15 protein-coding genes are annotated in these 14,466 nt (G+C 41.1%); 4 read left to right on the top strand and 11 right to left on the bottom strand.

The annotated features are described in order from the left end of the window. Positions 1-2 precede the first annotated feature (2 nt). Genes mraY through mraZ form a run of 6 tightly spaced genes read right to left on the bottom strand, consistent with a single transcriptional unit; the run spans position 3 to position 6,366 of the window. On the bottom strand, positions 3-1,235 hold the full coding sequence (gene mraY, locus C7S20_RS01795; protein ID WP_107010878.1) for a phospho-N-acetylmuramoyl-pentapeptide-transferase: 1,233 nt from the start codon (positions 1,233-1,235) through the stop codon (positions 3-5). Beyond that, positions 1,235-2,701, bottom strand: coding sequence for a UDP-N-acetylmuramoyl-L-alanyl-D-glutamate--2,6-diaminopimelate ligase (locus C7S20_RS01800; RefSeq protein WP_107010879.1), 1,467 nt, complete (start codon positions 2,699-2,701; stop codon positions 1,235-1,237). Before C7S20_RS01800 ends, mraY begins: the two co-directional genes overlap by 1 nt. After that, complete coding sequence (locus C7S20_RS01805; RefSeq protein WP_107010880.1) at positions 2,698-4,689, bottom strand: penicillin-binding protein; 1,992 nt, start codon at positions 4,687-4,689, stop codon at positions 2,698-2,700. Before C7S20_RS01805 ends, C7S20_RS01800 begins: the two co-directional genes overlap by 4 nt. A 6-nt stretch (positions 4,690-4,695) precedes the next feature. Next, complete coding sequence (locus tag C7S20_RS01810) at positions 4,696-5,013, bottom strand: FtsL-like putative cell division protein (protein ID WP_107010881.1); 318 nt, start codon at positions 5,011-5,013, stop codon at positions 4,696-4,698. Between the two features lie 2 nt (positions 5,014-5,015). Beyond that, the gene (rsmH, locus tag C7S20_RS01815; protein WP_107010882.1) at positions 5,016-5,912 is read right to left on the bottom strand and encodes a 16S rRNA (cytosine(1402)-N(4))-methyltransferase RsmH; all 897 of its coding nucleotides are present in this window, start codon (positions 5,910-5,912) and stop codon (positions 5,016-5,018) included. Beyond that, complete coding sequence (gene mraZ / locus C7S20_RS01820; RefSeq protein ID WP_107010883.1) at positions 5,899-6,366, bottom strand: division/cell wall cluster transcriptional repressor MraZ; 468 nt, start codon at positions 6,364-6,366, stop codon at positions 5,899-5,901. The genes rsmH and mraZ overlap by 14 nt, the downstream gene beginning before the upstream one ends. A gap of 290 nt (positions 6,367-6,656) precedes the next feature. On the opposite strand from mraZ, the gene C7S20_RS01825 reads away from it, so the two are divergent. Both C7S20_RS01825 and yihA read left to right on the top strand, forming a co-directional pair. After that, complete coding sequence (locus tag C7S20_RS01825; protein WP_107010884.1) at positions 6,657-7,421, top strand: alpha/beta fold hydrolase; 765 nt, start codon at positions 6,657-6,659, stop codon at positions 7,419-7,421. 11 nt (positions 7,422-7,432) lie between these two features. Beyond that, positions 7,433-8,038 (top strand): ribosome biogenesis GTP-binding protein YihA/YsxC, encoded by a 606-nt coding sequence (gene yihA / locus C7S20_RS01830; RefSeq protein WP_107010885.1) that lies wholly within the window; start codon positions 7,433-7,435, stop codon positions 8,036-8,038. A gap of 1 nt (position 8,039) precedes the next feature. Here yihA and C7S20_RS01835 read toward each other — a convergent pair whose 3' ends face one another. From C7S20_RS01835 to gldB, 3 genes are read right to left on the bottom strand one after another with little or no spacing between them, the layout of a single operon-like run. Then, entirely contained in the window at positions 8,040-8,402 is a 363-nt protein-coding gene (locus tag C7S20_RS01835) for a GTPase (protein WP_107010886.1), read from the bottom strand. After that, entirely contained in the window at positions 8,403-8,741 is a 339-nt protein-coding gene (gene gldC / locus C7S20_RS01840; protein WP_107010887.1) for a gliding motility protein GldC, read from the bottom strand. It lies immediately after the preceding gene. Continuing rightward, positions 8,741-9,700: a gliding motility lipoprotein GldB gene (gene gldB / locus C7S20_RS01845; RefSeq protein WP_107014058.1), complete on the bottom strand. Its 960-nt coding sequence runs from the start codon at positions 9,698-9,700 to the stop codon at positions 8,741-8,743. Before gldB ends, gldC begins: the two co-directional genes overlap by 1 nt. 102 nt (positions 9,701-9,802) lie before the next feature. Between gldB and nadE the strand changes: the two genes are divergently transcribed. Both nadE and C7S20_RS01855 read left to right on the top strand, forming a co-directional pair. Beyond that, positions 9,803-10,594, top strand: a complete 792-nt coding sequence (nadE, locus tag C7S20_RS01850) for an NAD(+) synthase (RefSeq protein WP_107010888.1) — start codon at positions 9,803-9,805, stop codon at positions 10,592-10,594. Positions 10,595-10,710: 116 nt separating this feature from the next. Beyond that, positions 10,711-11,349, top strand: a complete 639-nt coding sequence (locus tag C7S20_RS01855) for a response regulator (RefSeq protein ID WP_107010889.1) — start codon at positions 10,711-10,713, stop codon at positions 11,347-11,349. On the opposite strand, the gene dnaG is transcribed toward C7S20_RS01855, so the two are convergent. Both dnaG and C7S20_RS01865 read right to left on the bottom strand, forming a co-directional pair. Beyond that, positions 11,342-13,303 carry a DNA primase gene (dnaG, locus tag C7S20_RS01860; protein ID WP_107010890.1) on the bottom strand — a complete coding sequence of 654 codons (1,962 nt, stop codon included), beginning with the start codon at positions 13,301-13,303 and terminating at the stop codon, positions 11,342-11,344. The genes C7S20_RS01855 and dnaG overlap by 8 nt on opposite strands. A gap of 102 nt (positions 13,304-13,405) precedes the next feature. Further along, positions 13,406-14,437, bottom strand: coding sequence for a porin family protein (locus C7S20_RS01865; RefSeq protein WP_107014059.1), 1,032 nt, complete (start codon positions 14,435-14,437; stop codon positions 13,406-13,408). Positions 14,438-14,466: the final 29 nt, after the last annotated feature.

A 14,466-nucleotide genomic window follows, 5' to 3' on the forward strand; every position in this document is an offset into this window, starting at 1 on the left:
TTTTACCTAATTTTCAGCGTCACTATGGTAAGAATTGCCAGGAAAATCCCGATAATCCAGAATCTCACTACGATCTTGCTTTCATGTTTTCCCAATTTCTGATAATGATGATGAAGCGGCGACATCAGGAAAATTCGCCTTCCTTCTCCATATTTTCGCCTGGTATATTTAAACCACGAAACCTGCATGACCACTGAAAGATTTTCCACCAAAAAAATTCCGCATAAAAGAGGGATCAGTAATTCTTTTCTTGTCGCGATGGCCAGTACCGCGATTATACCGCCAATGGTAAGACTTCCCGTGTCACCCATAAAAACCTGCGCCGGATAGGTATTATACCAGAGAAAACCGACCAGTGCACCGGCAAAAGCGGTAATAAAAATGGTCATTTCACCCGAACGCGGGATATACATGATATTGAGATAATCTGAGAAAATGATGTTACCCGAAACCCAGGCAAAGATCCCCAGGGTAAGTACAATTATCGCTGAGGAGCCTGCCGCGAGGCCGTCAATTCCATCGGTGAGGTTCGCCCCGTTAGAGACTGCGGTAACGATAAAGATCACAATAGGAATAAAAATCAGCCAGGCGTATTTTGCAAATTCCGGATTTATCCAGCTTATAAGCCTGGAATAATCAAATTCATTGTTTTTTACAAAAGGAATTGTGGTGGTGGTATTTTTCACCTCCGGCCCCATATCCACAACTTCGGTCCTGGCGATCACATCTTGCGTCGGCGTCGTAACGGTGGTTACATCTTTGGTGGTGATCTGCGGATGAAAATACATGGTGCAACCCACGATCAAACCAAGACCAATTTGCCCGATCACCTTGAATTTGCCTTTAAGCCCTTGCTTATCTTTTTTGAAAGTTTTGATGTAATCATCAATGAAACCGATGGTTCCCATCCATAGTGTTGTAACGAGTAGAAGAATTATATAGATATTTTCAAGTTTGGCAAAAAGAAGAACCGGAATGATCGTTGAAAAAATAATGATCACCCCACCCATTGTTGGTGTTCCAGATTTTTCACTTTGACCCTCGAGACCCAGATCCCGCACGCTTTCTCCAACCTGTTTTACCAACAGATAATTTATAATTCTCTTACCGTAAATTGTAGAAATGAGCAGGGATAAAATGATCGCCATCGCTGAACGAAACGAAATATACTGGAAAAGCTGTGCTCCCGGAAGCTGATATTCACTCTCTAAATATTGAAAAAGGTAATAGAGCATTATTTATCCAGTTCTTTTAAAGTTTGGGTTACAATTTTGAAATCGTCAAAATCAAATTTTTCACCGTTAATTTCCTGATAGGTTTCATGGCCTTTACCGGCGATGAGAATGATATCGTTTTGCCTGGCCAGCTGACAGGCCATTTTAATTGCCTGTTTTCTATTAGTGACGCTCATTGTTTTTTTGAAATTCTGAGGCTGCACACCAGCTTCCACATCTTTAATGATCTTTTCGGGATCTTCGGTACGCGGATTATCGCTGGTAAAGATCACTTTGGTGCTCAAGGCAGAAGCGATATGGCCCATTTTAGGCCTCTTCGTGGTGTCGCGATCTCCTCCACAACCCACCACGGTGATCAATTCTTCATTTTTTGTGCGGATGCTGTTAATGGTTTCAAGCACATTTTTAAGCGCGTCGGGCGTATGAGCGTAATCGACGATTGCCGTAATTTTTTCTTTTTCTGAAATCACATATTGAAACCTTCCGTTTACCGATCTCAGCTCACTGATGAGTTTTAAGATTTCGAGGGTTTCCAAACCGAGAAGGTCGGCCGTTGCGAAAATCGCCAGGACATTATAAGCGTTAAAACTTCCTATTAATCTTGACCAGACTTCCTGGTCGTTTATTTTCAGAAGCAAACCGGTAAACTGGTTTTCCAGGATCTGCGCTCTATAATCGGCATACGATTTTAAGGCGTAGGTATATTTTTTAGCTTTTGTATTCTGAAGCATCACCAATCCGTTCTTATCATCAACATTCGAAAGCGCAAAAGCCGAAGCAGGCAGTTCATCAAAAAACCGCTTTTTAACATCGCGATAGTCTGCGAAGGTTTTATGATAATCGAGATGATCGTGTGATAAATTGGTGAAAATTCCTCCCACGAATTTCAAGGCTGTTGTGCGGTGCTGATCGATCCCGTGAGAACTTACTTCCATAAAGCAAAATTCCACTCCAACATCATTCATCTTTTTCAGATAAGAATTGATAGTAATAGAATCTGGAGTGGTTCGGATGGCTTCATACTGCTTATCGCCTACCATGACTTTTACGGTTGAAAGAAGCCCGGCCTTAAAACCTGCGTTGGTGAAAAGATCGTAGAGGAGGGTGGCAATAGTAGTTTTTCCATTGGTACCGGTAACGCCAACCAGTTTTAATTTTTCTGATGGCGTATCGTAATAATTGGAAGCCATATAAGCCAGGGCTTTTTTGGTGTCTTTTACTTCCACATAAGTAACGCCGTTCACCTTTTTCTCAGGCATCTGCTCGCAGATGATGGCGATCGCGCCCTGATCTTCGGCTTTTTTAATAAAATCATGTCCGTCAGAAACTGTTCCGCGGATCGCTACAAATACGTCATTCAACTGGACCTTACGGGAGTCGAACTGAAGCGAATTAATGCTTACGCCGGTGTCGCCGGCAACCGCCTCCATATTTACCCTGTAAAGTATATCCTTTAAAATTTTCAACTTACTTCCAGTTTTACTTTCTGATTATTTTTAACCTTTTGCCCGGCAGCGACCGATTGTCTCCTAACTTCCCCGCTGCCATCTATATAAACTTCAAGTCCAAGATTTTCGAGGATAGAAACCGCATCCATGGCCGGCATTCCGGTCACATCGGGCATCAGTAATTTCTCATTCTGAACTTTGGCATAATATTTTTCAAAATCGGATTTCACCTTCGGATCCTTAATTTCTAGTGACTGGATGGAATCCATAACCGGGGTATCGGTGTAAATTTTTTGAGCGATATCTTTGAAAACGGGGGCCGCCACGATATTACCATAATAGCCCTTGCTCCTTTTAGGCTTGTGAATTACTACGATACAGGAATATTTAGGATGGTCGGCAGGGAAATAACCTGCAAAAGAGGCGATATATCGGCCGGGTTCAATCCAGTATTCGGTCTGGCAGGTTCCTGTTTTCCCAGCCATCGAAAAGTTTTCAGTATAAATATTGGTCGCCGTTCCTCGTTTGACCACATTTTTCATCATTTCACGAACTTTATGCGCTGTCTCTTTGGAACAAACCGAAGGATTCATCACTTCAGTATCCATTTCCATAATCACCTTATCGCGGTCTTTCACTTCCTTTATAAAATGCGGCTTCACCATCACACCATCATTGGCTATAGCGTTATAAAAAGTGAGCGTTTGTAAGGGAGTGATCGCCACGCCATAACCAAAAGCCATCCACGGAAGGCTCAAACCATTCCACGATTTGTCTTGAGGGTGAGGGATTCGGGGAGATCCCTCACCTTTAATTTCAAGACCAATCTTGCGGTTAAGCCCCATAGCATCAAGTCGGTTAACAAATTTCTCGGGGTGATTGCCATAAGCATTAGTGATCATTTTACTGAAAGCAGTATTCGAAGAAACCTCAAAAGCGCGGGCCGCAGAGATCTTTCCGAAGCCGCCATGATGGGAATCCCTTACCGCACGACCGTAGAAATAGGTTACGCCTTTTTCAGTATCAATAACCTGATTCGTGTCAATAACTTTATCTTCAAGCGCGGCCACCATGGCCATTAGCTTGAAAGTCGAACCCGGTTCATGAGCCTCATAAACCGCGTAATTTCTTTTTTCGTAATAAGTGCCGTTTTCGGTGCGTCCAAGATTGGAAACAGCTTTGATCTCGCCGGTTTTGGTTTCCATGACGATTACCGTACCGTGTTCAGCTTCAAAATATTCGAGCTGCCTGAGCAAAGAATGATGTGCGATATCCTGAATGTTCACATCTATAGTAGAGATTACGTCGTAACCGTCTTCAGGTTCTACCTCATTATTATCACTGATAGGCTTCCACTGCCCTTTAGCAATTTTTTGCTTTAACTGTCGGCCGTCAGTTCCTCTTAAAAAATGACCAAAAGCTCCTTCCAGACCTACGCGGGTGAAATAACCATTTTCGTCTTTTCGTTCATAGCCGACCGTTCTCTCTCCCATTTTACCCAGCGGATGTTCCCTCACCGTACTTTGCTCGGTGATCATACCACCCTTATAGGCTCCAAGATTAAACATTGGAAAATTCTTGATCTTCATATAATCTGAATAGCCCAGATTTCTTGCAATAAGCAAATACCGCTGATGGTTCGCCCGAGCCGTTCTCAGTTTTTGATTATAATAAGAAGAAGGTTTTCCAAACATTTTGGATAGCTCCCTGGAAAGCGGCCCAATATTAGTTTCGAAATCTTTATCAGAAACGGTGACTGCATCAAAACGAACGTCGTATTTCGGAACCGAAGTCGCCAGTAAGTTTCCATTCACGTCATAAAGATTGCCACGGTTAGCCGGAATCTTAAAATTCCTGAAGACTCTTTCTTCAGCAAGTTCCCGGTAATGATCCCCCTGAACAAACTGAATATCGATCAGTTTGGCGCCGACGGCTATCGCAAAAATAAAGAGACAGCCAGCCACGAAGTACATTCGGTTCAGGATGTTTTTTTCGGTTGTCGCCATCTCAGCTTAATCTTTAATTATCACTTTTATTTTGTTGGGCGGGACCTCTGAAGGCCCAATACCCTTTCCAGCCATTTTATTGGTGATGGTAGATTCCATCTTTATTTTCATCAAATCTGAACGTCTCTCTACAAATTCACTTCTTAGTGCTCTCACCTCATTATTCAGTCTTGCAATCTCATGTACTTTTCGTTCTGCACTATGAGAACTTGCGATCATGATGATGGCCAGAATGGTGCAGAAAACGATGAAACGCCAGTTTTTAACCGCGTCATTACTGATTAGGAAATTCGCTTTAAGAATGTTGTAAAAACCCTGTTTCATTTTTAAAGTTTTTCAGCTATTCTAAGTTTTGCGCTTCTCGCACGATTATTCTGTTTTATCTCTTCTTTTGAAGGAACGATTAGTTTTCCCACTTTTTTAAAAGGAACCGATACATTTCCGAACATATCTTTCTCGGGTTCCCCTTTAAACAATCCGCTTCTTATATATCGTTTCACTAACCGGTCTTCGAGCGAGTGATAGGAGATCAAACTCAACCTGCCTCCTTCTTTTACGATCTCTTCGGTTTGTGATAAAAATTCTTTCAAAACCTCAATTTCCTGGTTCACTTCAATACGCAAAGCCTGATAGATCTGCGCAAGGATTTTATTCTCTCTTCCTTTAAAAAGCAACGGCTTCAGCAAATCGTTCAGCTGTTCGCTGGTTTCTATCGGCTTGTTCTTTCGCTCACTCACAATAGTTCTGGCGAGTTTCGGCGCATTCTTCAGCTCGGCATATTCATAAAACATATCTCGCAGCTGCTCCTCTTCATAATTATTGATCACTTCATAAGCGCTGAGCTTATTTTTCTGATCCATCCTCATATCCAACTTCGCATCGAACCGGGTTGAAAATCCTCTTTCCGCTTCATTGAACTGATGAGAGGAAACCCCAAAATCGCCAAGAATTCCGTCTACTTTTCGAACTCCGTAAAAACGGAGAAAGCGTTTCAGGTATCTGAAATTCTCGTTGATGAGCGTAAACCTGTCGTCTTCAATTGTATTTCTAAGAGCGTCTTTATCCTGATCAAAGGCATACAATTTGCCTTTTTCACCAAGTCTTGAAAGTATTTCCCGGGAATGGCCGCCACCACCAAAAGTCACATCTACATAAATTCCGTCGGGTTTAACAGCAAGACCATCCACCGATTCTTTTAACAGAACAGGGTTATGATATTCCATCCATATCTTCGTTACCCATCACTTCTTCCGCCAGATCGCCAAAATCGTCGGAAGCAGCTTCTATGGCATTTTCATACTTTTCCTTATCCCAGATCTCCACAATATTGATCGCCGAAGAGATCACGATCTCTTTATCGATTCCGGCGAAAGCGGTAAGATCTTTAGGAATGAGAAGCCGGCCATTGGCATCGACCTCCACAGTTTTCACCCCGGCGGTAAACCTCCTGATGAAATCGTTATTCTTCTTTTTGAAACGGTTAAGTCCGTTCATTTTTTTCATCAGCACATTCCATTCACTCATCGGGTACAGCTCAAGGCAATTCTGAAAAACCGCCCGCTTGATCACAAATCCCTCCTGCAACATTGGCGCAAGCTGCTTCTTCAATGCTGAAGGCACCATAAGCCGGCCCTTCGCATCAACTTTGCATTCGTATGTTCCAATGAGATTTACCACTGATTTCCTTTATAGAGCCAAATATATTGAAAATATTACCACAATTTACCACTTTTTACCACAATGTTGATAAGTTTCACCCTTCTATGTAATTGAAAACCTTTGAAATAGCCCTATTTACTTAGGATTCAGTATTTTGAAAAAAGGTGGAGAATTGTGGAAAAGAAAGCTTCCAATTTGTGGAAATTTTAGAATTCCCACTTTCGGAAAATGCCATGGCAGTTAAGCAAAAATGATTATACTTGTATCGAAATCGCTATATTTGCGATTGCTAACCGCAAAGGCAATCAATGAAAGATCACTTACGGCAAGAGGGAAAATTCACATATCTTGAAAAAGGCGAAGGCACTCCAATTGTTATCCTTCACGGACTTATGGGAGGCCTGAGCAATTTTGACGGCGTGGTAGATTATTTTCCCGAGAACGGCTATAAAGTGCTGATCCCGGAACTCCCTCTTTACTCCATGTCGCTTCTTAAAACAAGCGTTGGCACATTTGCCAGATATCTCAAGGAATTTATAGATTTTAAAGGCTACAAAGAAGTGATCCTGCTTGGAAATTCTCTGGGCGGCCACATTGCTTTACTGGCGACAAAAATGTTCCCCGAAGTAGTAAAAGCTCTTGTGATCACCGGTAGTTCAGGGCTTTATGAAAATGCGATGGGTGAAAGTTATCCTCGTCGCGGCGATTATGAATTCATAAAAAAGAAGGCCCAGGCGGTTTTTTATGATCCTGAGGTTGCTACACAGGAAATAGTTGATGATGTGTATAAAACCGTGAGCGATCGCAATAAACTGGTTAAGACCCTGGCCATCGCTAAAAGCGCTATTCGGCATAATATGGCTAAAGATCTGCCAAAAATGGGCACCCCAACCTGTATTATCTGGGGAAAAAACGATTCGGTTACCCCACCGGAGGTCGCTGAAGATTTTGAACGCCTTCTTCCCGACGCCGATCTTTTCTGGATCGACAAATGCGGACATGCTGCGATGATGGAACATCCCGGGGAGTTCAACAAAGTGCTTCACGCCTGGTTCAAAAAAAGGGATATCTAAAAATCCAAAATATGAAGATCAAGTCTGCCGAATTTGTTGTGAGCAACTCCAAAGTTGAGCAATGTCCCAACAGTTCGCTGCCCGAATATGCTTTTATAGGAAGAAGTAATGTGGGAAAATCTTCGCTTATCAATATGCTTACCGGTCGCAAATCATTGGCAAAAACCTCAGCAAAACCAGGAAAAACACAGCTGATCAATCATTTCCTGATCAATTCCAACTGGCATCTGGTAGATTTGCCCGGCTATGGTTACGCTCAGGTTTCCAAATCTACCAAAAAGGTGTTTCAGAAATTTATCACCGCTTATTTTGAGCAAAGAAAACAATTGGTGTGCGCTTTTGTACTCATAGACTCGCGGCATCAACCGCAGGCTATCGATATGGAATTCATGCAATGGCTCGGCGAAAATACGATCCCGTTCTGTATAATTTTCACCAAAACCGATAAGCTGAAGCTAAAGGAACTCGAAAAAAATATCGAAAATTACAAAGCAGAAATGCTAAAAACCTGGGAAGAGATGCCGGAATTTTTCATTACTTCAGCCGCAAAAAACACGGGCGGGGAAGCTATTCTGGATTACATAGAAAACATCAATAAGCAATTGAACAAAAATTAAATTACTGCTTCAGCCTTTGTTCAATAAGCCCCATAAGCATTTTGGCAGAACTGATTTGAGCAAATTCTTTATCAGATATAAAAACCTCAAGCCCTTCTGAATTTTCAGAAAGTACAATAGGATAATTGAATTTATAGCCAAACTTCGAGGCATACTTCTTCTGAAATTCATCCCTATGCAGAAATTCTGTTTCTACCTCAAGATTTTTCCTGAATTTCTTCCATTGCTTCTTTTCGGAGAAAATTCCGAAGCTTAGATTGCAAAGATCACAGGAATAAGTAGAAGGCCTGAAGATCTTATGCAGGGTGTCAACAAAGGCATTAGCCTTTCCCGAGTTCGCGTTATAAATAAAAAGCAGCTTCAATTACTGCTTTTTGATCTCAGTCTTTTCAGCGAAATAGTCGCAGAAATCCTTCATGGTATCTCGCATTTTATCATCATTGGTGGCGCGGTAATAGGTATTGCTCATGGAAACCAGGGTTTGATGAAAAAATTTCTTCATTTCATCAACGGGCATGTCTTTGGTCCAAAGATCAATACGTAGGGTTTCCTGCTGTTTGCTGTCCCAGACGGAAAGCATCAGCGCTTTGGCCTCTTCTTTAAAGATATTCCCGTCTTCAGCGCTCCAGGTGATGTCTTCGGGAACATGATTTTCGTCGGTGATGACTTCAATATTTATTTCAGATTTTTTGTATTTAGACATTATTTCTGTGGTTTATAGTTTGCTTTATCAAAAATTTCGGCGGCAGGCGTTTTCAGCATTTGTTTGACGAAAACCTTATTTTTTTCTATATATGAACGTATAATGTGCCAGCCGATGTACTGCCCTAACCTGTCTGGCGACTCACTGTCGAGCTGAAGATAAAATTTAGAAAAAGGTGCCGGATATAAAAACCTTGAATACAGGTTGGAATCGGTATCATATAAAATCTCATTTTCTACAAAATATCGCCAGATCTGATCTTCATTAGCCTTAGCCCAGTCGAGTTCTTCCTTTGTGTAGCCCATTTTTTCAGCATCGCTCACTCCCGGAATAAAAAGATCTTTTAAATAAAGGATTTTCCCATAGTAGAGCATATGAGCGAGAAAAGTTCTCGCTTCGGGCTTCGGCACAAATTGTTTTGCAATTTCTCCGGCGGCATCGGGAATGATCTGCTCTTTTCTGAAATTCTTTTTCAGAAATTCCTGGATCCCTATATAAAATTTATGGTCCTCCCCAAGGTAGGTATCAAGCGCAATAAAAAGATATTTCCCGGTATAAAGCACCTTATTTTTATAATCAACATCAGAAGTGATCGTGATTACCTCGGGCACCTGGAAGTTCGGAAAGTAGTATTTTACATGCTGAAAAAGGCTGTGCAGCGCGTCGGTTTCTTCTGAAAACTCCGGAAAAATTTTCTCCACTTCAGTATTGAGCTCTTCCTGAATGCTGTCATGAAGTTTGTTAATCCAGACGCTATCAGGATACTGCTTGGGAAAAAGGAACGGGTATTCCTTTTTTAGCCGTGGAAGACCCGCCTCATCAGCTTCGGCAAATTTCCTATCAAAGCGAATGGTTTGAAAATCAGCATTTACCTTTTCTATCTTTTCCTCAGTTTCCGATTTTTGATCACAGGAAAAGAGAATCAGCATACACAAAAGCAAATTCAACTTCTTCAACATCTTTCTTAGCAAGGCTTTAACTCCCGTCTTTTTCAAAAAATAGGGATTAGTATTAGATTTGTGCCGCAAAGTTATCATTTACATACTTAATCACCCAACATTATGCAGACTGAAAAAGTTGCCGATCACATTATTAACTGGTTAAAAGATTATGCCTCTCAGGCAGGAATGAACGGATTTGTGGTTGGAGTTAGCGGCGGGATCGATTCTGCGGTCACCTCTGCTCTATGCGCAAAGACCGGAATGCGCACTTTATGCCTGGAAATGCCTATTTATCAGGAAAAAAACCAGGTTACCAGAGCGAGAAAACATTTAAATGAGCTGGAACATAATTTCGCCAACGTGAGCAGCCTGGAAATAAATCTTACGCCGGTCTATGATAATTTTGTAGCAACGCTTCCCCAGGAACCTGCTTCTGAAAAACTTGACCTCAGCCTCGCCAATTCCAGGGCGCGACTGCGAATGACAACGCTTTATTATTTTGCAGGACTCCATGCTTATCTCGTTGCCGGAACCGGAAATAAAATTGAAGATTTTGGCGTAGGCTTTTTTACCAAATACGGAGATGGTGGTGTTGACCTCAGTCCCATTGCAGATCTTTTAAAAAGTGAAGTGTACGACTTGGGTAAACATCTGAATATTATTGACGAAATAATGCTTGCCCCTCCTACTGATGGTCTTTTTGGGGATAGCAGAAGTGATGAAGAGCAATTAGGCGCTACTTATAATGAACTTGAGTGGGCGATGGAAAAGATAAATTCGGGAATTGACCTAAATAATCTCAACGCCAGGGAAAAAGAGGTCCTTGAAATTTATCAGCGCCTAAATTTTGCAAATAAACACAAAGTAGCTCCCATTCCTGTTTGCGAAATACCCGTTCATCTAAAAAAATAAACATCTTATCGAATATGTTAAGGACTTTTCAAAATTAAGACCGAATAGCATTAATTTAGGTATAGGAAAACAACAATTGCAAGCTTCCCCTCACTTGTTTTTTTAATCTAAAAAAAATGTATCGAGTTTTAATCGCAGATCATCACCCCATAATCTACGAAGGAGTAAAATGTGTTTTGAGAAATAATCCGGCACTTCAGGTGTACGGAAGGGTTGGCAGCGGTACGCAGCTATTCAATCAACTGGAAAAAGACGCTCCAGATGTATTGATCGTGGAACTCGATTTACCTCAGATAAATGGCATTAATGCAATACGGCGCATTAAGCAGGAATTTCCGCAGGTGAAAACCCTTATTTTCAGTTCTCATCCCGAAGAAATGTATGCCTTGAGTACGATCAAAGCCGGCGCTGCCGGATACATCTCTAAGCATTCTGATAATGAGACACTTGAAAAAGCTATTTATCAGGTGGCAAGAGGCGGAATTTACCTTAACCGCAAGATCACCGAAAAACTGAATTCGGGTATCTCAAGAGGTAAGAGTTTGATTACAAAATTTAAGAAGCTTTCTACCCGGGAATCTGAAGTTTTAAATCTGCTTTCTTCCGGTAAAAGAAATAAAGATATCGCTGAAGCACTTGCGATCAATGAGAAAACGGTGAGTACCTACAAAACCCGTCTTCTTAAAAAATTAAAAGTAGATAACGTGGCTGATTTGATCACCCAATCAAGGTTACTTCAATTGAATACTACATAACCCTTCCTAATCTCTCTGATAGAAGAGTTCTCAATTTATTAAAACCCATTACTTCGGTTTTAATATCTGTCTTCTCTTCTTCGGTCTCGACATTTCTGATATTCTCCAGAAGGTCATTCAGCTTACAATCGATGAGATGCCTGCGAAGGTTTAATATCGTCTGACTCACGAACTGGCTAACGGTCTGGTCTTTTTCCTTTACGGGAATATCATGGCGGTCCCAGCTATGCAATTCGTATTGTTCTTCTTCCATGAGGATATCAGTAATTCTTGAAGCTTCTTCAGGTTCAAGCTCATTAATGATGTTTTCTACTGCAAAATCTTCGTTTTCTTTACTATTGAGTTTGGAAATTAAAAGGTTATAAAGCTTTTTAAATTCCTCATTAGAAAAGGCAATTTCGTCATCCTGTAAATCCAGAAATACCTTTTTAAATACTTTGGAATGCTGAGTCTCAGGTTCAAGAACCAGTTCTCCCGTTTCCTTATTCTCCTTCAACAACAAATCTTCAAAATCTTCTTCCTTATTCCCGTAAAGCATAAGGATCTTTATAATATTTCGCTCCAGAACGTACAGATGGTCAACCTTAGCGCGAGGTTGGGATTCTTCCCGAACCACCTCCATTGGCTTTTGCTGTTTCGCAGAAGTTTTTGAATCTTTTTTCTGAATTTGCGCAAGACTCGCATAAAGTACATTTTCAGAAATATCCATGATCCTCGAACATTCCTGCAGGTAAACTTCCCGTTGTATATTATCGGGAATTTTGGAAATACTATTTACCATATCCCTGATGAGCTCAGCCTTTTTAATGGGATCGTTCTTAGCCTCCTCCATTAGCAAAGAAGCCTTATAGCTGATAAAATCCCTGGCATTTTCTTCGAGATATTCTTTCAGGTCTTCCTCTGAATTTGCCCTGGCAAAGCTATCAGGATCTTCACCTTCGGGAAAAGTGCAAACTTTTACGTTCATTCCCTGCTCGAGAATGAGATCGATACCTCGCAAAGAAGCCCTGGTTCCCGCCGCATCTCCATCAAAAAGAACGGTAATATTTTTTGTAAGCCGGTTGATCAGCCTTATCTGTTCTGATGTCAAAGCGGTCCCCGATGAGGAAACCGTATTCTCTATTCCGCTTTGATGCAACTGTATTACATCGGTATATCCTTCTACCAGGTAGCAATTGTCTTCCCGTGCGATCGCTTGTTTGGCATAATAGATCCCATAAAGCACCTTACTTTTATGGTAAATATCGCTCTCGGGAGAATTCAGGTATTTTGCGGCTTTTTTTGTATTGGAAAGAATTCTACCGCCAAACCCCAACACACGGCCAGACATGGAATGAATTGGAAACATCACACGGCCTTTGAACCGATCGAATTTTCTATCTTCTTTTACAATGCTGAGACCTGTTTTTTCTAAATATTCCAGTTGATAACCTTCTTCCAGAGCCCTGCTGGTAAAAGCTTCCCACTCTTCAGGAGAATATCCAAGATCAAATTTCTTGATCGTTTCGGCTGTAAATCCTCTTTCCTTGAAATAGCTTAAACCAATTGCCTTTCCTTCTTCGGTTTCATGAAGTACTTCCTGAAAATATTTACTGGCATATTCTGAAACCAGATACATACTCTCCCGCTCATTTGCCAGCTCCTTCTGCTCATCGCTCTGCTCTGTTTCGTCTATATCAATACCGTATTTTTTAGCAAGGTATTTAATGGCTTCGGGATAGGTAAAATGTTCGTGTTCCATCAAGAAGGCAACCACATTTCCTCCTTTTCCACTACTGAAATCCTTCCATATCTGTTTTACCGGCGAAACCATAAAACTCGGGGTTCTTTCATCGGTAAAAGGGCTAAGCCCTTTCAGGTTGCTTCCCGAACGCTTCAGCTGAACGAAATCACCGATAACCTCCTCTACACGAGCGGTTTCAAAGACTGTATCTATGGTAGCTTTTGAGATCAAATTTCTTCAGGTTTACTGCAAAAATGCATAAAAAGATAAGGCTTTAAAAATATGGATTTTTCCATACTTCCAAAGCCTTACTAAACTAAACTATTAAAATGGCTAATCCACGTCGAATCTTATCCCAAGAGAAAAATTATGCATTTCGGGATTTGGATCTGCAAAAAGCGGATTCAAATCATATTTCGCATACAAGGTAGCACCGCCCCACCCCATGTAGGCACTAAGCCCGTATATAAAATCATTGGTATTGTAATCTCCTTTTAATTTGTCTTTTTTCTTATCGCCGTCAATGGTGTACTTCAATTTTTGACGCTCCCCAAGACTAAAACCTGCATACCCACCAAGTCCGATCCTGAATTTATCTTCAGTCGAGAAACGCAGACTCCTTTCGGTTTCATGTCTTTCAGAAGGGCCGAATTCGAAATGAACGGGGGCCACGAGATAATCAGTTCTGAATTTAGATTTACTAAGATCGTGATCAAACTCTTCGAGGCTAACAAGTCCGTCATTATTCACAAAATATCGGTTATCGGTTGGTTTTAAGCCGTTAAACTGGAAAGAAAATCCATACTTTAACCGCAGCCAGTTAGAATTATCAAAAACCCGGGTTTTCCATGCCCAGCCAATTTCAAAGAAGCGGCTGCCACCAATCTTAAAATCGGAATCATTTAGCGACTGCTCTTCGGTAAGCGCATTATTGAAACCTGCAGCAAACACAATATCGCTAGTGGTTCGTTTGTCGTATTTGCGCTCTCTTTCAGCATTCACGCGAAAAGTCATCCCGTCTTCACTCAAACCTATATAGGTGGAAGAATGCTCTTTATCATTCCTGATGTCTAATTCGTACTTATTTTCCATAATTGCAATACGGTTTTCGATGTTTTTCGCATGCAATTCAGCGGCTTCCTTTTTACGTTTTTCAGCCTCTTCGGCAGTGATAACTTTATTTTCAAGCTGCCTGTTGATCGTTTCAATTTTAAAGCGCAATTTTTCTTTTTCGTTATTGATGATCTCTTCCCGTTTATTCTGAAGGATCTCTTCTTTTGTTTTTTGACTGGTTTCCTGGCATTCCAGCTGCTGTGAGGTAAAACTAAATACAGCGAGAATGAGATAAAGAATAATTGTTTTCATTGTTTGTTTTTGATTTAAATTTTCTTCAG

Source organism: Christiangramia fulva, assembly GCF_003024155.1.
GTDB classification, from domain to species: Bacteria; Bacteroidota; Bacteroidia; order Flavobacteriales; family Flavobacteriaceae; genus Christiangramia; species Christiangramia fulva.

Bases quoted from the DNA above. Each gene is read 5' to 3' on its own strand.
- C7S20_RS01825 (WP_107010884.1), top strand. From the start codon at position 6,657: ATGAAAGATCACTTACGGCAAGAGGGAAAATTCACATATCTTGAAAAA.
- rsmH (WP_107010882.1), bottom strand. From the start codon at position 5,912: ATGGAATATCATAACCCTGTTCTGTTAAAAGAATCGGTGGATGGTCTT.
- C7S20_RS01805 (WP_107010880.1), bottom strand. From the start codon at position 4,689: ATGGCGACAACCGAAAAAAACATCCTGAACCGAATGTACTTCGTGGCT.
- gldC (WP_107010887.1), bottom strand. From the start codon at position 8,741: ATGTCTAAATACAAAAAATCTGAAATAAATATTGAAGTCATCACCGAC.
- yihA (WP_107010885.1), top strand. From the start codon at position 7,433: ATGAAGATCAAGTCTGCCGAATTTGTTGTGAGCAACTCCAAAGTTGAG.
- mraY (WP_107010878.1), bottom strand. From the start codon at position 1,235: ATGCTCTATTACCTTTTTCAATATTTAGAGAGTGAATATCAGCTTCCG.
- gldB (WP_107014058.1), bottom strand. From the start codon at position 9,700: ATGTTGAAGAAGTTGAATTTGCTTTTGTGTATGCTGATTCTCTTTTCC.
- C7S20_RS01865 (WP_107014059.1), bottom strand. From the start codon at position 14,437: ATGAAAACAATTATTCTTTATCTCATTCTCGCTGTATTTAGTTTTACC.
- nadE (WP_107010888.1), top strand. From the start codon at position 9,803: ATGCAGACTGAAAAAGTTGCCGATCACATTATTAACTGGTTAAAAGAT.
- C7S20_RS01855 (WP_107010889.1), top strand. From the start codon at position 10,711: ATGTATCGAGTTTTAATCGCAGATCATCACCCCATAATCTACGAAGGA.
- C7S20_RS01810 (WP_107010881.1), bottom strand. From the start codon at position 5,013: ATGAAACAGGGTTTTTACAACATTCTTAAAGCGAATTTCCTAATCAGT.